This is a genomic window from Streptomyces sp. NRRL S-350 (genome assembly GCF_000719705.1).
Taxonomy (GTDB): domain Bacteria; phylum Actinomycetota; class Actinomycetes; order Streptomycetales; family Streptomycetaceae; genus Kitasatospora.
Window position 1 is genome coordinate 103,825 of the sequence record NZ_JOHO01000014.1, and the last position, 18,596, is coordinate 122,420.

Annotated in this window: 16 protein-coding genes; 7 read left to right on the top strand and 9 right to left on the bottom strand. The window is 74.2% G+C overall.

Annotation, left to right across the window (positions count from 1 at the left end; all coding sequences use genetic code 11):
• The first annotated feature begins 47 nt into the window (after window positions 1-47).
• From IF30_RS0116430 to IF30_RS0116450, 5 genes are all read left to right on the top strand, one after another.
• On the top strand, window positions 48-827 hold the full coding sequence (locus IF30_RS0116430) for a leucyl/phenylalanyl-tRNA--protein transferase (RefSeq protein ID WP_051710414.1): 780 nt from the start codon (window positions 48-50) through the stop codon (window positions 825-827).
• Between the two features lie 87 nt (window positions 828-914).
• Window positions 915-2,615: a hypothetical protein gene (locus IF30_RS43670; protein ID WP_051710416.1), complete on the top strand. Its 1,701-nt coding sequence runs from the start codon at window positions 915-917 to the stop codon at window positions 2,613-2,615.
• A 501-nt stretch (window positions 2,616-3,116) separates the two neighbouring features.
• The gene (locus IF30_RS0116440) at window positions 3,117-3,881 is read left to right on the top strand and encodes a serine hydrolase (RefSeq protein WP_030238252.1); all 765 of its coding nucleotides are present in this window, start codon (window positions 3,117-3,119) and stop codon (window positions 3,879-3,881) included.
• 124 nt (window positions 3,882-4,005) lie between these two features.
• Window positions 4,006-5,187 carry a hypothetical protein gene (locus IF30_RS0116445; protein ID WP_051710418.1) on the top strand — a complete coding sequence of 394 codons (1,182 nt, stop codon included), beginning with the start codon at window positions 4,006-4,008 and terminating at the stop codon, window positions 5,185-5,187.
• A 20-nt stretch (window positions 5,188-5,207) separates the two neighbouring features.
• Window positions 5,208-5,900 (top strand): DUF4328 domain-containing protein, encoded by a 693-nt coding sequence (locus IF30_RS0116450; protein ID WP_030238258.1) that lies wholly within the window; start codon window positions 5,208-5,210, stop codon window positions 5,898-5,900.
• A 21-nt stretch (window positions 5,901-5,921) separates the two neighbouring features.
• Here the strand turns inward: IF30_RS0116450 and IF30_RS0116455 are convergent, their stop codons facing one another.
• The 6 genes from IF30_RS0116455 to IF30_RS0116480 form a co-directional block, all read right to left on the bottom strand.
• Window positions 5,922-7,055, bottom strand: a complete 1,134-nt coding sequence (locus IF30_RS0116455; RefSeq protein WP_030238262.1) for an FAD-dependent monooxygenase — start codon at window positions 7,053-7,055, stop codon at window positions 5,922-5,924.
• Between the two features lie 80 nt (window positions 7,056-7,135).
• Window positions 7,136-7,741, bottom strand: coding sequence for a GTP-binding protein (locus tag IF30_RS0116460; RefSeq protein ID WP_037900155.1), 606 nt, complete (start codon window positions 7,739-7,741; stop codon window positions 7,136-7,138).
• Between the two features lies 1 nt (window position 7,742).
• A complete protein-coding gene (locus IF30_RS50790; protein ID WP_420791143.1) occupies window positions 7,743-8,309 on the bottom strand; it encodes a DUF742 domain-containing protein in 567 nt (188 codons plus the stop codon).
• A gap of 5 nt (window positions 8,310-8,314) precedes the next feature.
• Window positions 8,315-8,779: a roadblock/LC7 domain-containing protein gene (locus tag IF30_RS0116470; protein ID WP_030238270.1), complete on the bottom strand. Its 465-nt coding sequence runs from the start codon at window positions 8,777-8,779 to the stop codon at window positions 8,315-8,317.
• Window positions 8,776-11,697, bottom strand: coding sequence for a nitrate- and nitrite sensing domain-containing protein (locus IF30_RS0116475; RefSeq protein WP_324605634.1), 2,922 nt, complete (start codon window positions 11,695-11,697; stop codon window positions 8,776-8,778). Before IF30_RS0116475 ends, IF30_RS0116470 begins: the two co-directional genes overlap by 4 nt.
• A 289-nt stretch (window positions 11,698-11,986) precedes the next feature.
• The gene (locus tag IF30_RS0116480) at window positions 11,987-12,670 is read right to left on the bottom strand and encodes a FadR/GntR family transcriptional regulator (protein ID WP_030238276.1); all 684 of its coding nucleotides are present in this window, start codon (window positions 12,668-12,670) and stop codon (window positions 11,987-11,989) included.
• 180 nt (window positions 12,671-12,850) lie between these two features.
• Between IF30_RS0116480 and IF30_RS0116485 the strand changes: the two genes are divergently transcribed.
• On the top strand, window positions 12,851-14,569 hold the full coding sequence (locus IF30_RS0116485; RefSeq protein WP_030238278.1) for a 2-isopropylmalate synthase: 1,719 nt from the start codon (window positions 12,851-12,853) through the stop codon (window positions 14,567-14,569).
• A gap of 37 nt (window positions 14,570-14,606) precedes the next feature.
• Here the strand turns inward: IF30_RS0116485 and IF30_RS0116490 are convergent, their stop codons facing one another.
• Complete coding sequence (locus IF30_RS0116490; RefSeq protein WP_051710421.1) at window positions 14,607-15,410, bottom strand: DUF4037 domain-containing protein; 804 nt, start codon at window positions 15,408-15,410, stop codon at window positions 14,607-14,609.
• A gap of 197 nt (window positions 15,411-15,607) precedes the next feature.
• Between IF30_RS0116490 and IF30_RS0116495 the strand changes: the two genes are divergently transcribed.
• Window positions 15,608-16,828 carry a glycosyltransferase gene (locus tag IF30_RS0116495; RefSeq protein ID WP_030238283.1) on the top strand — a complete coding sequence of 407 codons (1,221 nt, stop codon included), beginning with the start codon at window positions 15,608-15,610 and terminating at the stop codon, window positions 16,826-16,828.
• Window positions 16,829-16,950: 122 nt separating this feature from the next.
• Here IF30_RS0116495 and IF30_RS43675 read toward each other — a convergent pair whose 3' ends face one another.
• Complete coding sequence (locus tag IF30_RS43675) at window positions 16,951-17,883, bottom strand: hypothetical protein (RefSeq protein WP_051710423.1); 933 nt, start codon at window positions 17,881-17,883, stop codon at window positions 16,951-16,953.
• Window positions 17,880-18,413 (bottom strand): SigE family RNA polymerase sigma factor, encoded by a 534-nt coding sequence (locus IF30_RS0116505; protein WP_030238286.1) that lies wholly within the window; start codon window positions 18,411-18,413, stop codon window positions 17,880-17,882. The genes IF30_RS43675 and IF30_RS0116505 overlap by 4 nt, the downstream gene beginning before the upstream one ends.
• Window positions 18,414-18,596 lie beyond the last annotated feature (183 nt).

The window sequence follows — 18,596 nt, forward strand, 5'->3', positions numbered from 1 at the left end:
AAGTCTCATGGGGACGTCGCGATGAGCGGCGCTCATGCGGCGACGGCATGAGCGGCGCTTATCGCGCGGGCGGCGCGTTCGACGCGCTGGACGTCCTGCGCGCCCCCGGAGACGGCCCCGTGGCGTTCGGCGGCGAGCTCGGTGCGCAGGACTTGTTGGCGGCGTACCGACGCGGGCTGTTCCCGCTGCCGACGGCGGACCTCTACGCGGGCGCGTACAACGAGGCGGTGTACGGGGAGGCCGTCGAGGCGGGGGAGGTGGCTCTGCTGGCGGGCGGGGAGGACCCGTACGCGCTGGCATGGTGGTCGCCCGACCCTCGGCCGGTGATGGCGCCCGGCGGAGTGCGCCTCGGAACCCGACTGGCCCGGTGGCTGCGCAACCGGTCGACGTGGTGGACGACTGCGGACCGGGCCTTCGGCCGGGTCCTCGCGGCCTGCGCCGAAGGGCGCCAACCGGTCTGGCTCACCGATGAGTTGCGCGAGGCGCTGACGCAGCTGCACGCGCTCGGGGCGGCGCACAGCGTGGAGGTGTGGGAGGGGGAGGAACTGGTCGGCGGGGTGTTCGGGATCGCGGTCGGCCGGGTGATCAGCCTCGACTCGATGTTCCACCACCGCCCGGACGCCGCCCGCGTCGCCGTCGCGGACCTCGGTGCGCGGTTCGGCGCCGCGGGCGGCCGGCTGCTCGACGCGCAGTGGGACGGACCGCACGTGCGCAGCCTGGGGGCCGAGCCGATGGCACGCTCCCGGTACCTCGCGGAGCTTGCCACCGGGGGCGTCGCGGCCGGTCCGCCCACGGGTGAGCCACTGCCGGCATCCCGGTTGGGATGACCATGGGGTGACCGGCGGTCGACCTGCGTGGATGCCTGGTTGGCCTGTCTTCGACAAACTTATTCCCCGTCAGTAACATGACGCCGCGTGTTCAAGAGTTCGATAGGCAGGGCCACCGGCCCCGCCGTCCTCACCCTCATCCTCGCCGGGGCCGCCGCGTGCGGGCCGACCAGCCCCGGCACCACCCGAACCGGCGCCGCCCCGGTCGCCGCCACCGTCGCCGACGCGACCACGACCGCCACCGGGAGCAGCCCGGCCGCCGCCGCACCCGCCGGGAGCGCCCCGCGCGCCAAGGCGGCCCCGGCCGCCTCCGGCCGTCCGACCGCAGGCACGGCGCCCGTCACCGCCGCGCCCGCCGGAGACCGGCAGGCCGCGATCGGCAGCCCCGGCAAGGACGGCGGCCCGGTCACAACGGCGACGAAGAGCCTGCAGCTGACCGCGTACGACCCGGCGGCCGGCACGGCCGTCCTGGCGGCGGCCGGTGGGCAGGCCCCGACGACCCCGGCCTCACCGACGACCCCGACGGCCCCGGCGACCCCGACGGCCCCGGCCTCACCGGCGACCCCGGCCTCCCCGGGCTCCAAGTCGAGCGTCGCCACCCCGCCGTCCGCACCGCCGTCGGCCGCCACCCCGCCGCCCGTACCGCCGTCGGCCGCCACCCCGCCGTCCGCACCGCCGTCGGCCGCCACCCCGCCGCCCGTCACCCTGCCGACCGCCGGGCCGTCGGCAGCAGCTGCCGTCCAGCCCGGCCAGTTGATCGCCAGCCCGCCCACCGCCGCCGCACCGCAGGGCGCGCTGGTCGCCATCACCGGGGTCCACCCCGGCGCGGGTGGCACGCTCGACCTGACCACCCGCCCCGCGACCCTTGCCGAACTCCTCGGCGGCACCGAGGCGGACGGCAGCGTGCCCGTCGACCCGCACGGCATCACCGTGACGCCGCTGGTCAAGGACCTCAAAGCATCCGTGGGCGTGGACGGCAACGGCGTGAAGGCCGACGCTTCCGGCACCCTGGAGGTGGACCTCAAGGCCCCCGTCCCGCTGCCCGAGGGCACCAGCCTGGACGCCTCCGGCTCGCTCCAGCTGCATCCGGCCGTGCACTTCGCCTACCACGGAGCCGCCGCGGGAAGCCCCCGCACCGCCTCCATCGGCTTCGACCTGGGCGCCCACGCCCAGTGGAAGGTCACCGGCGACGCCACCCGCAGCGCCGGCGCGGCGCCCGTCCGGGTGCCCTTCGCCAAGCTGCAGGCCAGTCCGGTGCTGACCGTCGCGGGCCTGCCCGTGGTCGTCAACCTCGGCCTGACCTGCTACCTGGAGATCAGCGCCGACGGACAGGTGCACCTGGAGGCGGAACAGGACGCCGCCGGCACCTGGGCGGTGCGTGCCGACTACACCGGCGGCAAGGGCTGGACGCCGGTCACCAGCGCCGAGACCAAGGTCACCCCGGTCCACGTGCGACTGAACGGCAGGGCCGCCGTACGGACCGCGTTGGGTGCCGAGATCAGCCTCGGCCTGTACGACACCGTCGGTGTCGAGACCACCGTCGCCCCCTACCTGAAGGCCCAGGCCGAGGGCTCGCTGGTCGCCGACTCGTCCGGTAACCCGCCGCAGGTGCAGGGCAGTTGGTCGCTCGTCGGCGGCGTCGACCTGAACGGCTCGCTGCTCGCCCACCTGAAGGTCTTCGGCACCCCGATCATCGAGGGCAAGCTGCCGCTGCCCCCGTTCCACCGCGAGTGGCCGCTGGTCTCGGGCTCGGCGGCCCTGCCGTCGCCGCGCCCCAGCAGCAGCTGATCGGACGTCATCTGGCTCGGGCCCCTTGGCCGGTTCTCCGGACAAGGGGCCTTGTCGTGTCGTGGTGCGGGGGGATTCCTCGAAGCCTTCGGCTGCACCTTCACGGAGTCGACGAGGATCAAGAAGATCGGCGGGGCGGGGCGGGGGCGGGGGCGAGGCGGAGGCGCGAGCGCTGTGGCGGAGGGAGCCGGCGGACCCCGCACCGGATGCGGGGTCCGCCGGCTCCCGCCTGAACATCGCCGGCGAGTTCGGCGAGCGCCACCCTGACCTGTTCGGGCGAACGAAGGTTGACGCGCAGTCGCGAACGCCGGGGTCTGGTGGAGTGGGAAGTCGGCCCAGCCGACTTCCCACTCCACCCGTTACCCGGGGTGGCAGTCGAGGTCAGGGTGCAGCCGGCGGCGGTGCTCGGCAGTGGGCCGTGGTGAGGGGACGGATCCGGGCGTGTTCGTGGTGTTCGCCGCCAATGCCCGGGTGTGACCGGGTTTCCCCTACCCTGCCTCCATGCTCTCTGTGGTGGTGGCCCCCTGGGCGGGCGAGGCGGAGCCGGTGTTCGTGCGCAATCCGGACGTGCTGCACGACGCTGCGAGCACGATGAAGGTGGCGGTGCTCGCCGCGTTGAGCCGGGGCGGGGCGAACCTCGATGCCGAGGTCCCGGTGGTGAACCGCTTCACGTCCGTCGTGGGCGGGGACTTCGGCAACGACCCGGACTGGGACAGCGATCCGCTTCCGTGGGAGCTGCTGGGCACGCACGTGCCGCTGCGCCTCCTCGCGGAGCGGATGATCACGCACTCCTCCAACCTCGCCACCAACCTCTGCCTGGCCCGCCTCGCCCCGCAGTCGGTTTCCGAGGTCTGGCGCCGTGCCGGGGCCACGCGCAGCGCCACCCCGCGCGGGATCGAGGACCACGCGGCGCGCGCCGCGGGCGTCGACAACCTGGTCAGCGCCCGCGATCTGGTGCGGCTGCTGCGCTCGCTCGCGGAGGAGCCCGAACTCCTCGCGCTCCTGGGGGACAACGACTTCCGGGTGGACCTCGCGGCCGGCCTTCCGCCGTACACCCGGGTCGCGTTCAAGAACGGCTGGATTCCGGGGGCGCGCCACTGCGTGGGCCTGGTCCACCCACCGGACTGCCCGCCGTACCTCCTCGCGGTGTGCTACACCGGCCCGCTCGCCACCGGCGCCGACCGCACCGACCCCGCCGCCCGTCTGCTGGCCCGGATCTCGGCGGCGGTGTGGGCGCGGCGTCATGGGATTCACACCGCTTCATGAGCATGACGATCAGTCAATTGCGGTACAGATCATAGGCATTGCACTCACGCTGTCGGGGGAGAGCTGGGGGTGAGCCGAAGTGTCATCGTGTCTGCGAAGCGTCGCCCGACTGGTCACCGTGCTCATGGCGACGGCCGCCTACGTCGCCCTGCACCTGGTGATCAGCCTGGGAGACGGCCAGGCGACCGACAGCGACCGGTCGGAGGTCGCGGCGGCGGCGCTGTGGTTGGGTCTGCTCGCCGTGGTGCTGGTCGGGCCGGTCCTGTGGCTGCGGCACCGCCGCCGGTCGGGGGCCAGGGAACTCGTGGGCCTGGTCAGCCGGTTCGTCCCGGCCCAACCGCGGTGGCGCAAGGCGGTCCGGGCGGCGAACAGTCTCGGTCTGGTGCTGTTCGGCGGCGGCGCCTACACCGTCGACCTGTCGGAGCGGCGGGGCCACACCATGAGCCTGGAGCGGCAGTTCCTGCTGCTGGCGGGCGGTTTGGCGGCCGTGGGGGCGGGGCTGCTGATCCTGCGCCGCACCCGGCTGCACGCCGCCCGCCCGGCCGCCCGGGCCCTGCTGCTGGACGGTCGCAGACCGGTACTGTACCTGCGCAGTTTCGACGACGACGGGATCGCCGCCGAGATCGACGACGGGGCGGACTTCAACCTCCACTCGCGGGAGGAGCAGCTCGCGAGGGCGCTGGGCGCGATCGGCCCGGTGATCGCCGTCGGACGGCCCGGGGAGCCCCTGCCGCACCTCGGCGCGGCCCGGTTCTACCTGCCGCTCGACGACTGGAAGTCCACCGTCCTGCGTCTGATGGACCTGTCCCAGCTGATCGTCCTGCGGCTGGGGCAGGGGGACGGGCTCTGGTGGGAGGTCGAGCAGGCGCGTGCCACCCAGCCTGCGGCGAAGCTGCTGCTGCTGGCGCCGGCCGGGCCGTCCGACGTGGTCGCCCGGCTGAACGGGTACCTGCCCGTCCCGGTGCCGCCGGACGGGCTCGGTGGCGGCGAGCACTGGATCTCCGCCGTCATCGTCTTCGACGACCGCTGGACGCCCCGCGTCACTCCCGTGGGGCTCACGAGCACGGGGTGGTGGCGGGGCCTGGGTTCGAACGCGGCCGTCGGCGCGCTGGAGACGCCGACGGTGTCCGTGGCCCGGGCGTTGCGGACGGCGCTCGCGTCCGTGGGGCGGCGTCGGCGGACGATGATCTGGCGAGCCCGGTTCGCGACGCAACTGGCCGCGGCGACGGGCTTCGGGATGGCTGTCACGGTGGCCCTGGCGGGCTGGCTCGGCTACCGGGCGGTGCAGGTGACCGGACTGTGGTGAACACCGACTTCGGGGGAGACATGGAACATCCAAAAGAGGGCATCGCGTCCGTGGGCGCGGACGGCGGCGCGGCGGAGCGGCTCAGGACGGTGAGGGGCGTCGGTGTCGCCGCGTCGGTCCTGGTCCTGCTGGTGGTGGCGTACGACGTGTTGCACACGGTGTCGGACTGGCGCGTCTACCTGGTGGTCGAGGACATCCTCGCGGGGAACGCGACGGTCGCGGACGTCCAGTCGGTCGACGACTTCGCCGGCTACTTCGACGGGTTGCAGGGCCTGGCGGTGCTGGTTCCGGCCGGGGTGGTCTTCCTGATCTGGCTGTGGCGGGCGCGGCTCAACGCCGAGGCGCTGGGCGGTCCGGGCAGTCAGCGGCGGGCACGGGGCTGGGTGGTGGGCTCCTGGATGACCCCGGTGGCGAACCTGTGGATCCCGTACCGCGTCGTGGCGGACGTCTGGGAGGCGAGTGCGCCCCGGCGGACGGCCCCCGGTCCGCTGCTGACCGTCTGGTGGGTCGCGTGGGTGGTCGGCGGCATGGTGAACCGGGCCTACACGTACCAGGTCATGAAGGACGCAGCCTCGGAGGACGACCTGCGGCGCGTCGTGTACCTGGGCACCGTCGGCGTCGCCCTCGACGTGCTGGCCGGTGTGCTGATCGTCCACACCGTCCACCGGATCAGCGTCTGGCAGACCCAGCGGCTCGCCGGAGCGGGCCGCTGAGTCCGCCGACCGGCGCGACCGTCAGTACGGCTTGACGAGGACGTGCGCCGCACCCGGGATGCCGACCTCGAGGAGCTCGTCCTCCTCCGGGGTGGTCGGGGTGCCGGTCTCCTGCTTGAGGACCGCGCGGGACAGGCCCTGCACCCACATGGCGCGCGGGCGGCGGCGCTCCTCCCAGGCGGTGAGCGCGGCCGGGACGGTGCCGGCCGCGTCGAGGCTGTGGGCGAGCACGAGCGCGTCCTCGACGGCCATCGCGGCGCCCTGGGCCAGGTGCGGGGTGGAGGCGTGGGCGGCGTCGCCGGCGAGGACGATCCGGCCGACGTGCCAGGGCTCGTCGACGGTGACCTGGGAGATCCGCGAGTAGACCACGGCGGCCGGGTCGGTGACCTGCGCCAGCGCCTCGGCGATCGGGCCGCCGAAGCCGGCCAGGCGCTCGCGGAGCTGCTCGTGGGCGCGCTCCGGATCCGGGCGGAAGTCCTCGGCCTCGGCGAACACCGAGCCCAGGTACATGAGGTCGGTGCTGATCGGGGTGAGCAGCGCCTTCGCCGCGAGGTTGCCGGAGGACATCACCACGCCCTGCACCTCGGGCGAACGCGGCAGGGTGACGCGCCAGTTGGCGAAGCCGGTGTACTCCGGCGCGTACCTCTCGCCGTACAGGCGCCGGCGCAGCGGCGAGCCGATGCCGTCGAAGCCGACGACCAGGTCGTAGCGGCCGGCGTGCCCGTCGGTCAGGGCGACGTCCACGCCGTCGGCGTCCTCGGCCAGTTCGGCGATGGTGGTGCCGAAGCGCACCGTGGCACCCGCCTTCACGGCCGCGTCGGCGAGGATGCGGGCGAGTGCGGGGCGCGGGATGCCGTTGGCGGAGGGGGTGTCGCCCATCCGGGGCTGCGGGATCCTGGCGAGGGTGGCGCCGGCCGGGTCGCAGACGGTGAGGACCTCCCATTCGAAGCCGGCGGCCAGGCAGTCGTCCAGGACGCCGATCTCGCGCATCACGTGCAGGGCGTTGGACGGCTGGACGATGCCGACGCCGAGTGCCTCCAACCGCTCGCGCAGTTCGGCGACGTCGACGTGGTGGCCCCGCCCGGCGAGGGCGGTGGCGAGGGTGAGCCCGCCGATGCCGCCGCCGTGGACGAGGACGCGAAGGGGTGTGGTCATGGTGGTGCTCCCAGTGAAGTGCGGATCAGCCGGGGGACGGGTGCGGCTCGGGGAAACCCGGGGGAAGGGCGGGGGCGGGTTCAGCCGACGGGTGCCGGGGGGCCGACGGCGGCGAGCTCCATCAGGTGGTCGACCAGGGCGAGCAGCAGGTCCCGCCCGAAGTCGCGCTCGCGGACGTCGCCGAGCAGCATCGGCACCTGCGGGTCGAGGTCGAGCGCCGCCCGGATCTCCTCGGGGGTGCGGGTGTTGGTGTTGTGGAAGCAGTTGATGGCGACCACGAACGGGATGCCCCGGCTCTCGAAGAAGTCGATCGAGGCGAAGCTGGTGTCCAGTCGGCGGGTGTCGGCGATGACGATCCCGCCGAGGGCGCCGTTGACCAGGTCGTTCCACATGAACCAGAAGCGCTCCTGCCCGGGCGTGCCGAACAGGTAGACGACCAGCTCCGGGCTGACGGTGATCCGGCCGAAGTCGAGGGCGACGGTGGTGGTGTCCTTCTGGTCGACGCCGGACAGGTCGTCGACGCCGACGCTGGCCCGGGTCAGGTACTCCTCGGTGCGCAGCGGGGCGACCTCGCTGACCGAGCCGACCAGGGTGGTCTTGCCGACACCGAAACCGCCCGCGATCAGGATCTTGACGGCGGCCGGGGCGGGGGTGGGGCCGCCGGTGGCGGCGTGGGGTGTTGCCATGTCAGAGTCTCCGGAGTCCTTCGCGTACGGCCGTGAGCAGGCCGAGGTCCACGCCCCCGGCGGCGCGCGCCACCGAGAGCGGCGCCCGGGCCTTCAGCAGGCCCTGGGCGACCAGGTCGCCCAGCAGGATCTTGGTGACCGAGACCGGGAGGTCCAGGCCGGCCGACACCTCGGCGACGGCGGCCGGGCGCCGGCAGCGGTCGAGGATCAGGCGGTGCTCGGGCTGCAGGCCGCGGGCACCGGCGCGGCTGCCCCGCGCCAGGGCCGCGTCGGCCTCCTCCCCGACCGTGGTGAGCACGGTGATGAGGGTGAGGTCGTCGCGCTCGGGCACGGTCCGGCCGCGGGTGATCGTGTACGGGCGGACCATGTTGCCCGACTCGTCGTCCGTGTCCTCCTCCAGCTCGCTCCAGTGCGGCACCGAACCGCGTCCCAGGCCGTCGCCGCGGGCCTTGTCCTGGCTGACGAACCAGCCGTCGTCCCGGCCGTCGTCGTGACCGTCGTCGCGGCCGTCGCCGAGGCGGTGGCCGAGGCCGTCCTCCCAGGAGGCGTCGTCATCGTTCGGGCCCACCCGCGTCAGCCCCGGTTCCGGGCGCCGAAGGCGTCGAACGATGCGGGGGCACCGGCGGCACCGGGGGAGCCCTCGCCGCGGGTCGGAGTGGTGAGCTTCTGGCCGACCTGCTGCACCAGGGTGTGCATCGCGACGGACATCACCTCGGCGTCCACCTCCTGCGAGGCCACCACGGCCAGGTGGGTGCCCTGGGCGGCGGCGATCACGAACAGCCAGCACTCGGCGAGTTCGACGATCACCTGGTGCACCGGGCCGCCGTCGAAGAGCGCCCCGACCCCGCGGGCCAGGCTCTGCTGGCCGGTGGCGACGGCGGCCAGGCGCTCGGCGTCGGCCCGCTCGATGCTGCGGGAGTGGCTGACCACGAGACCGTCGTCGGAGAGCAGGACGGCGTTCCTGGTCCCGGGCACCGAGTCGACGAGTCCGTCCAGCAGCCAGTCCAGGTCCTGGTGGGTGGCGATCGTGCGGTTCATGACTGGTCATCCGTTCGTGTGGTTCGGGCGTCCGCGGCGGGCAGGGCCCAGGGGGAGGGGCCGGGCGCGGGGGCAGGGGGACCGGTGGGGGCGGGAGGAGTCGTCGGGGCGGAGGCCCCGGGCAGCCGGTGTTCGCCGCTGTCCTGGGCCCGGGCGGCACGGGACTGGCGCTGGAAGGCGCCGATCGCCGCGCCCGAGCGCCGCACCGGACGGTCGGGGCGCTGGAAGGGGCCCGCGGCGGACGGTGCGGTACTCCCGGCGAAGCCCTCGGGGACGTTCTCGGGGACGTCCGCGGCGAGGCGCCGGGCCGGGCGCTCGTCCGACTGCTGCCGGGTCGGCGGCACCCGCAGCTCCGCGGCCAGGCTGGCCTGCCGCACGCGCTGCGGCAGCGGTGGCTGCCCGCCCTCGGCGGGGCTGTACGGCACCGAGGTGGGGTACTCGCGGCTGCCGCGCCGCTCGGCCAGCCGGTAGTGGTCGGCCGGGCGGTACTGCTCGTCGGCGTACGGGGCCTCCGCCTCGGTGACCCGGGCGTAGGCGATGTCCGGGTAGACCGGGGTCTCCGGCGCGGGCGTCGGGTCGGCCGGGGAGCTGTGCTCGATCGGCTGTTCCGGCTGGAACGCCTCCTGCGCCGGCGCCTGCGGCACCCGGGGGAAGGCCTCCGGCGCGGGAGCCGACGGGGCCGACGGGGTCGGTGGAGCCGGTGGGACCGGAGCGGCCTGCACGGGAGCCTCAGCACCGCCGCCCGGAGCCTGCGGTGCGGCCTGCGGCAGGGGCACCGGCGCGGCCTGCGGCAGGAAGTCGCCCTGCCGGAACGACTCCACCGGTGCGACCGGTGGCCCGGCCGGTGCCTGGGCGGGTGCCTCGTCGGAGGCCGAGCGCAGTGCCCGGCGCGAGCGGCGCACCAGCGGGATCGGTTCGGGGGCGGCGGCGGGGGTGCCGTCCGGCAGCCCGGTGTCGCCGTCGATGACCAGTTCGTCCGGGACGAGCACGACCACCCGGGTGCCGCCGAAGGCGGACGGGCGGAACTCGACCTTCAGGCCGTTCAGCGTGGCGAGGCGGGCGACGACGTAGAAGCCGAGGCGGACGTCGTCGGCCCGGGCCAGCACGTCGGTGCGTGGCGGGCGGCTCATCAGCTCGTTGGCGGCGTCGTACTGCTCCGGGTCCATGCCGAGGCCGCGGTCCTCGATCTCGATCGCGAGTCCGCGGCCGACGGTGGCGGCCCGGACCTCGACCGGCGTGGGCGGCTTGGAGAACGTGGTGGCGTTCTCCATCAGCTCGGCGAGCACGTGCGCGACCGGTCCGACGGCCCGCTCGGACAGCCACGGGTGGCCCTCGACGTCGAGCATGATCCGGCGGTAGTCCTGCACCTCGCCCTGGGCGGCGCGCAGCACGTCCAGCAGCGGGACGGGCTTGCGCCAGCGCCGCTGCGGCTGGCCGCCGGCCATGATGACCAGGTTCTCCTCGTAGCGGCGCAGGCGGGCCGTGAGGTGGTCGAGGTCGAACAGGCCCTCCAGGACCTCCGGGTCCTCGTGCTTGCGCTCCAGTTCGTCCAGCTTGCGCAGCTGGCGGCCGATCAGCAGCTGGGTGCGGCGGGCGATGCGCTGCAGCAGGCGCTCGAAGCCGCGGTGCTGCTCGGCCTGGCCGACGGCGGCCGCCAGGGCGGAGGAGCGGGCCAGGTTGAGCGCCTGTCCGAGGCGGGCCAGTTCGTCGGTGCCGTTGCCGTGCGGGCCGGCGGTGATGGTGCTGCTCTCGGCCTCGACGTCCACCTGTTCGCCGCGCCCGAGGCGTTCGACCACTTCGGGCAGGGTGCGCTGCATCTCCTCCGCCTGGGTGTGCAGTTCCTCGATCCGGCGGCGAAGCGAGCGGCTGAGGCGCCAGGAGGCGATGACCACCGCGACGACCGTGATCAGGCCGATGACGGTGGTCAGCACGACCCGGGTCAGCAGGTCCAGGATGGTGCCCTTGCCGACCTCGACGATGCCGCTGGTGCGGGTCTCGATCGCCTTGACCAGTCGGGGGTTGAGCTGGTCCAGGGCCTGGCGCCACTGGTCCTGGGCGGCCGGCAGCCTGACCGTGCCGCCCGGGTCGGCGGCGGTGGGCTTGGTGAGTTGCTGCTCGACGGCGGCCTTGGCCTGCCACGCGGGGCTGTTCATCAGGTCGTGCCAGGCGGTGGCCTCGCCGTCCGGGACGTACGGGACGACCTGGACGGTGAGCAGGTGGTCCTGTGCGCCGATGGCCTGTTGGACGGCTTGGTAGTCGGCCGCGCCGAGCCGGCCGGTGGGCCAGCCGCGGGCCAGGATGGCGTCTTCGCGGGCCAGCATCTCCTTGGCCCAGAAGGCGTTGACGAGGGTCTTGGAGATCCAGGTGACCTCGCCGGTGTCCACGTGGCTGAGCGCGGTGAACAGTCGCAGGTCCACGGCGATCAGGTCGGTGTAGTAGGTGAAGACCGTCTGCTGGTCGACGGCGCCGCGGTCCACGGCGGCGCGCTGCTCGGCGAGCCTGCCCATGGCCTGGCGCGCCTCGGTGACCGCGGTGCGGACCTCGTCGGGCGCGTTGTCGGCGGTCTCGCCGGACAGGGTCTGGAACTGGCGCACCGCGTCGTCGGTCGACTGGCGCTGGCGGCGCAGCTGGTCGGTGTTGGTGCCGGGCCGGGCGAGCGCCTCGGCGCTGAGCCGGCGCTCCTCCTGGAGGTTGTAGTAGACGATGTTCGACGGCTGGCCGGCCTTCTGGGCCAGTAGGCCCTGAGCGGCCTGCCGTTGGAAGTCGAAGACGGTTTCGCCGCTGGTGACGGCCCAGAGGACGATGAGGGCGAGGCTGGGGACGACGGCCAGGACGAGCAGCGCCGCCCGCAGGGACAGGCGTGGACGCCTGCGGGGGCCCTTCGGCGTCGGGGGCCGCCGATTCGCACGCGCGCGCAGAGCAGACTCCTTGGGGCTGGCGGCCGACCACCGGGGGCGGGCCGTCCGGGCACGGGCTTTTTGACGAAGCGATACTAGTCATACCGTGTGATTGGAGTGAAAGTTCGTTCGCTTCCCGGCCGGTGCTTGCGCACGGATCCGACACAATGTCATTGAGCCATTGACTGTCCGCATGCGGAGCAGGTGTCTCCGAACTCGCTTGACACAGTGTCAACGCGGCACACGGGGCTTGGATGGCCATCGTGTGAAAACTGTGTGACGTCGCACCGCGACCCTACGGCGACGGCCCTCAGTCCGCCAGGAGGCGGGAGCGGGTGGCCTCCAGCTCCGCGGCCAGGACGCGGCCGGCCGCCTCCGGGTCGCCCTCGCGAACGGCGCGGACGAGAGCGGCGTGGGAGTCGTACCCCTGGTTCGGGTCGTCGGTACGGATGCCGAACAGGCCCACCAGGTCGACCAGTTGTTCCCGCAGGACGGGGGCGAACTGGGCGAAGAGGTCGTTCAGGACGGGATTGTGGGCGGCGGCCACCAGGGCGGTGTGCAGCGCGATGTCGGCGTCCACGAAGGCGGCGTCGTCGGCGCCGCCCGCGGCGAGGCGGTCCGCGAGGGCGGCGTCGAGCGTGGTGAGATCCGCCGCCGTGCGGCGGGCGGCGGCGAGGCGGGCGGCCTGCACCTCGACCATCGTCCGCACCTCGTAGACGTGCGCCAGCTCGGCTCGGCGCAGCCGGGCGGGCCAGTCGTCGGCGGGGCGGTCGGCCGTGACGAACACCCCGGAGCCCTGGCGGCTCCGCACCATCCCGGCTGCGGCGAGCGTGCGCAGTGCCTCCCGGACGGTCGAGCGGCCGACGCCCAGCTCCTTGGCCAGCGCCACCTCGCCCGGCAGCTTCCCGCCCACCGGCCAGTGGCCGGCCCGGATCTGCTCCTCGATCAGCGCGGCGGCCTGTTCGGCGAGGGGGGAGGGGTGGAGCGAGGCCATCGAACTCACCTGTCAGGTTGTCTGAGGACTTGGGTCGTGGTTACTCTACCCGGCATGCAGCCCTGGATCCTCCCCGTGGGGGGCCTTCTTCTTGGCGGCCGCAGCGGGGCATGACCGGACCGGCACCCCGCTGCGGCGCGCCGTCCTGCCGGTCACCGGTACAGCCTATGAGGAAGTCTCATGCGATCCCCCGTGCCCTTTCCCACCCTGCACGCCCCCGCCGGGCCCGTCCCGGCCGACGCCGCCGCCTGGAACCCCCAGCGCGGCGGCGCCATGCCCTCCCACCGCTACCGCCCCGCCCACGAGCGGGTCCACGTCCCCGCCCTGATGCGGCGCTGGCCCGGCCGGCGGATCGAGCGGGCGCCGCTGTGGGTGCCCGTCGACCTGCGCGACGGCAACCAGGCGCTCGCCGAACCGATGGACCCGGCGCGCAAGCAGCGGATGTTCGACCTCTTCCTGGCCATGGGGTTCAAGGAGATCGAGGTCGGCTACCCCTCCGCCAGCCGGACCGACTTCGACTTCGTCCGCCAACTGGCCACCACCCCCGGCGCGGTGCCCGAGGACGTCACGGTCGTCGTCTTCACGGCGGCCCGGGCGGACCTGATCGAGCGCACCTTCGAGGCCGTCGCCGGCCTGCCGCGCGTGGTCGTCCACCTCTACACCGCGACCGCTCCGCTGTGGCGGGAGGTCGTCCTCGGCAAGGAACGGGCCGAACTGCGGGCGCTGATCACCGAGGCCGCGACGCACCTGGCCAGGCTGGGGGACGGGCGGGACGGCCTGCGGTTCCAGTTCTCGCCCGAGGTGTTCAACCTGACCGAGCCCGACTACGTGCTGGAGGTCTGCAACGGGCTGACCCGGCTCTGGGACGCGAGCCCCGACCGCCCGGTCGTCCACAACCTGCCGGCGACGGTCGAGACCGCCACGCCGAACGTCTACGCCGACCAGATCGAGTACATGGACCGGCACCTGGAGCGGCGGGAGTCGGTGATCCTCTCCGTCCACCCGCACAACGACCGGGGCACCGGCGTCGCCTGCGCGGAACTGGCGGTGCTGGCCGGCGCGCAGCGGATCGAGGGCTGCCTGTTCGGCAACGGCGAGCGCACCGGGAACGTCGACCTGGTGACACTGGCCCTCAACCTGCACACCCAGGGCGTCGACCCGATGCTCGACCTCTCCGACATCGACGAGATCCGGCGCACCGTCGAGCACTGCAACCGGCTGCCCGTCCACGAGCGGCACCCCTACGCCGGAGACCTCGTGCACACCGCCTTCTCGGGCACCCACCAGGACGCCATCAAGAAGGGGTTCGCGCAGCACGCCCGAACGGCCGCCGCACTCGGCGTCCCCGAGCACCGGGCGCCCTGGTCGGTGCCCTACCTGCCGATCGACCCGGCCGACCTGGGCCGGGACTACGAGGCGGTGATCCGGGTCAACAGTCAGTCCGGCAAGGGCGGCATCGCCTACCTGCTGCAGAGCGGCGAGGGGCTGGAACTGCCGCGGCGGCTGCAGATCGAGTTCGCGCGGGTCGTGCAGGAGGCCACGGACGGCAGCGGGAAGGAGATGACGGGGGACGAGCTGTACGGGCTGTTCCGGGCGGAGTACCTCGATGAGACTTCCTCATGGGCCTGGCGGGTAGGCGACGACTGGGCCGAGGTCGACGGGAAGCGGGGCACGGGCGCCGGGCCGCTGGACGCGGTGGCCGACGCCGTCGGGGTGGAGATCCTCTCCTTCAGCGAACACGCGGTGGGCTCCGGGCCGGACGCCGTCGCGTACGTGGAGGCACGCGTCGACGGCCGGGTCGTGTGGGGCGCCGGGCGGGACGCCTCCGTCCTGACGGCGGGCGTACGGGCGGTGCTCAGCGCCGCCGGGCGGGCTCGGAAGGTCACGACGGGCCGCTGACGCTGGAGGATCCGCGGTTCACCGGAGGATCCGCGGTTCAGCCGCCGAGTGCGGCGGCGGTCCGCCGGGCCAGCTCCTGGGCCCGGGCGACCGTCGCCGCCAGTTCCTCCGCCGTCCCGCCCGGGGCGGCGAGCAGGGCGCGCACCGTCGGGCCGAAGTCGGCCGGTGCGCCCGGCAGTCGTTCCGCGACGGCGAGTGCGCCCTTCTCGTTGAGGCACCACCGGCGGTCGTGGGCGTACAGCGCCTGCACCAGGACCCCGACAGCCCGGGACAGGCAGAGCGAGACGTACAGCGCGTCCGCCCGCGCGGCGCCCTTCGAGGCGACGTCGAGGAGGAACCCGGCCTCCCACGCGGACGCCGTCAGGGCCGCGCGCAGCGGCTCGGGGTAGTGCGCGGTCTGCTGCCGCAGTGTCGTCAACTCCCCGCCGGTATCGGCCAGTACCTGCCCGAGCGCCACCTCGCCCGGGTAGCAGGGCGACCAGAACCCGAGCGGATGGCCCGGCTGCGTCCCCACCTCGTAGCGGCCCGCTCGGCAGTCCGCCCACACCCGTTCGACCCGGTCCAGATCCCGCAGGATCCAGTCCACGGCGACACCGTCGACCCGAAGCCACGCACCGCCGTTCACCCACGGCCCCCAGCCGCCCGGCCCGGCCACCTCGACCCCCGGACCGGCCAACTCCCGCAGGGCGTCGAGGTCCAGGGCGCCCCGGTAGTACACGCCGAGGTCCCAGTCCGAACCCGGCCGGTGCTCTCCGCGCGCCCGACTGCCGCCGAGCATCACGCCCACGACGCCCGGCACGCCTGCCAGTTGCCCGGCCATCTCCTCGATGATCGCTCGCATGCGACAGGAGTCTGGCAGAACGAGGGCGTGGCGGAGGGAGGTTGGGGGGCGGAGGTGCCGGGGAAGGTGCGGCGGGAGGTGTCGTCACTCCCTGCCACTCTCAACTTATAGCGCGCGCGGGGCCTTGCGGCAAGACCCCGGTGATGCCGCAGAATCGCCGCTTCACGGCAGGATCTGCGAAAAGGGAGAGTCACGACGTGCGAGTGGTGTTGTCGACGTACGGGTCGCGCGGGGACGTCGAGCCGTTGGCGGGGCTGGCGCTGCGACTGCGGGAACTGGGCGCGCAGGTGCGGGTCTGCGCCCCGCCGGACGAGGAGTTCGCGACGCGGCTTGCCGCGGTCGGCGTGGAGACGGTGCCGGTCGGGCAGTCGGTGCGCGCGCTGGTGACCGCCCCGCCGAAGGGGCCGTCGGACTTCCCCGAGCGGGCGAGCACGCTGGTCGGGCAGTTCTACGAGGCGGTGCTCGCCGAGGCCGAGCCGGACGGCGCGGTGGTGGCCACCGGCCTGTTCCCGGCCGTGGCCGGTGCGCAGGCGGCGGCCGAGAAGCTGGGCGCCCGCTACGCGTACGTCGCCCTGCAGCCCACCATGCTGCCGTCCCCGCACCACCCGCCGTTCGAGTACCCGATGCGGCCGTACCCGGCGGGCGTGACCGACCACCGGGAGCTGTGGGAGCTCAACATCGGGACGATGAACGCGCTGTTCGGCGGGCCGGTCAACGACCACCGGGCGGCGGTCGGGCTGCCGGCGGTCGAGAACGTCCGCGACCACGTTTTCACCGACCGCCCCTGGCTGGCGACCGACCCGACGCTCGGCCCGTGGCCGCTGCCCGCCGACCGCGAGGTGGTGCAGACCGGGGCGTGGCTCCTGCCGGACGAACGCCCGCTGCCCGCCGACCTGGAGGACTTCCTGGCCGCCGGCGGGGCGCCGGTCTACGTCGGCTTCGGCAGCATGCCGCTGGGCGACCCGGCGGGCGCCGCCCGGGTGGCCGTCGAAGCCGTCCGCGCCCAGGGCCGCCGGGTGCTGCTCGGGCGCGGCTGGGCCGAACTGGCCGACGTCGACGGTGCGGCCGACTCCTTCGCCGTCGGCGAGGTCAATCAGCAGGCGCTGTTCCCCCGGGTCGCCGCCGTCGTCCACCACGGCGGCGCGGGCACCACCACCACGGCCGCCCGGGCCGGAGTGCCCCAGGTGCTGGTGCCGCAGATCGTGGACCAGCCGTACTGGGCCGCGCGGGCCGCCGAGTTGGGCATCGGCGTCGCCCACGACGGCCCGACCCCGACGGTGGACTCCCTCTCCACCGCCCTCCGGCAGGCCCTCGCACCCGCAACCGCAGCACGGGCCGCCGCCACCGCGGCCCGCATCCGCACCGACGGCGCGGCGGCGGCCGCGAAGCTGCTACTGCTGCAGGCCACCGCGGTCTGACACCACCGGGAAGTCAACGGGGCCGACTTCCCACTCGCTCGTCCCTGGCCAGGACGGTCAGGGACGAGGGAGCCAGGGAGCCAGAAGCAGGAGCCAGAAGTGAGGGCCACGGGACCACGGGATCAGGAGGAGGCCGGCTCGAAGAGGAACCTGGCGCCGGCGTCCGGGAGCTTGTTGCCGTCCTTGTCGAAGAACTGCCAGGACGTCGCCCGCAGGGCCCCCGGGCGGGCGACCACCATGTGGCGCGTCGGGGAGTCGCCGACGGTGACGGCCCGGGGCTCGGTGGTCGTGCCGTCCGTCCAGGTCACCAGCACCCGGCCGACGTCGGGGCCGATGGACAGGTGCACCACGTCCAGCGGGGCCACGGTGTCGCCCTTGCCCCAATGGCCCATCAGGCCGCCGCTGAAGGAGGTGGCGTCCCGCGGGTCGAGCTTGCCCGGAGACGCGGTGGTGCCCTGCAGGTCGTGACCGAGCCGCACTCCGTTCACCGTGAAGTAGGTGTCCGTGACATCGGAGTCGGGGTCGTAGTACTGCCGGACGTAGCCCTCCGTCGGCTTCGTGTCCGACGGATCGTACGGGGCCCGCTCCTGCCACACCGCCAACGCCTGCTCGTAGGCCCGCTCCTTCGGCGCCGCCGGCCAGAGCGCCTGCCAGAGTTCCCAGGTGTCGCCGCCGACGACGCCCTGCCCGATCCGGACCCGGACCGGGACGAGCGGGTCACGCACGCCCGCGGTGGCGGGCGCGGCCGAACCGGCCGTCGGGACGCCCGCGGGGGCGACGACGGGGCCCGTCCCGGCCGGGGAGAGCCGACCGGCCCCCGGCTCCGGGTGGAGCTGCGCCATCGCCGCGCCCGCCAGGGTCACCACCGAGGCCAGCGCCAGCGCGCCGACCACCGTACGGCGACGGCGCCGCAGCCGGCGGCCGCCCGCCAGGATGTCCGACACCGGCGCCGCGCCCACCGTCGCGCCCGCCGCCGCCTCGGCCAGGCCGAGGCCGACCCACAGGTCCCTGTCGTCGGTCACGTCCGTGCTCGTACCGTCCGCGTTCGGGTTCATGCCGCTCCTCCGATGTGTTCCGAGTCCTTCAGCGCCACCAGCTCCGTGACCTGCCGCAACCGCGCTATGCCCTTCGCCGCGTGGCTGCGCACCGCGCCCGTCGAACACCCCATGGCCGCCGCCGTCTGGCTGTCGCTCAGGTCCTCCCAGTGCCGCAGCACCACCGCCTCGCGCTGGCGCGGCGGCAGCGTGGCCAGCGCGGCCAGCAACGCCCCGCGCTGGTCGGACCGGGCGTACCCGTCACCCGGCGCCACCGCGTCCGGCACCGCGTCCACCAGCAGCTCCGGCGGCCGGCGCCGCCAGCGGCGGGCGTGCTGGTTGACCAGGATCCGCCGCACGTAGGCGTACGGGTCGTCCGCCCGCCGCACCTTCGACCAGGACGCACAGGCCTTCTCCGCCGCCGACTGCACGAGGTCCTCCGCCGCGTACTGCTCGCCGGCCAGCAGGTACGCCGTCCGCACCAGACGCGGCCAGACCCCGACGACGAACTCCTGGAACTCGGCGTCCCGCCCGCTCTTCGCTTCTCTCATGAGCACCTCCTCACCCACCCAGAGCCCGCCGCCGGCCGAAAGCGCTTACTTCCGTCCCGGACCCCGTCCATCCGGAGCTACGGGGAGACGGGGCTGTGGGGATCGGCGAGGGCGGAACCTGTGGTGGCGGGGAGCGGCGGGGCGGGGCGTGCCGTGGCGGGGCGCGGCGTCAAACGGGTTGGG

Coding starts and splice junctions, on each gene's coding strand:
- IF30_RS0116430 (WP_051710414.1), top strand. CDS start 48: ATGAGCGGCGCTTATCGCGCGGGCGGCGCGTTCGACGCGCTGGACGTC.
- IF30_RS0116440 (WP_030238252.1), top strand. CDS start 3,117: ATGCTCTCTGTGGTGGTGGCCCCCTGGGCGGGCGAGGCGGAGCCGGTG.
- IF30_RS0116445 (WP_051710418.1), top strand. CDS start 4,006: ATGGCGACGGCCGCCTACGTCGCCCTGCACCTGGTGATCAGCCTGGGA.
- IF30_RS0116450 (WP_030238258.1), top strand. CDS start 5,208: ATGGAACATCCAAAAGAGGGCATCGCGTCCGTGGGCGCGGACGGCGGC.
- IF30_RS0116455 (WP_030238262.1), bottom strand. CDS start 7,055: ATGACCACACCCCTTCGCGTCCTCGTCCACGGCGGCGGCATCGGCGGG.
- IF30_RS0116460 (WP_037900155.1), bottom strand. CDS start 7,741: ATGGCAACACCCCACGCCGCCACCGGCGGCCCCACCCCCGCCCCGGCC.
- IF30_RS0116470 (WP_030238270.1), bottom strand. CDS start 8,779: ATGAACCGCACGATCGCCACCCACCAGGACCTGGACTGGCTGCTGGAC.
- IF30_RS0116480 (WP_030238276.1), bottom strand. CDS start 12,670: ATGGCCTCGCTCCACCCCTCCCCCCTCGCCGAACAGGCCGCCGCGCTG.
- IF30_RS0116485 (WP_030238278.1), top strand. CDS start 12,851: ATGCGATCCCCCGTGCCCTTTCCCACCCTGCACGCCCCCGCCGGGCCC.
- IF30_RS0116490 (WP_051710421.1), bottom strand. CDS start 15,410: ATGCGAGCGATCATCGAGGAGATGGCCGGGCAACTGGCAGGCGTGCCG.
- IF30_RS43675 (WP_051710423.1), bottom strand. CDS start 17,883: ATGAACCCGAACGCGGACGGTACGAGCACGGACGTGACCGACGACAGG.
- IF30_RS0116505 (WP_030238286.1), bottom strand. CDS start 18,413: ATGAGAGAAGCGAAGAGCGGGCGGGACGCCGAGTTCCAGGAGTTCGTC.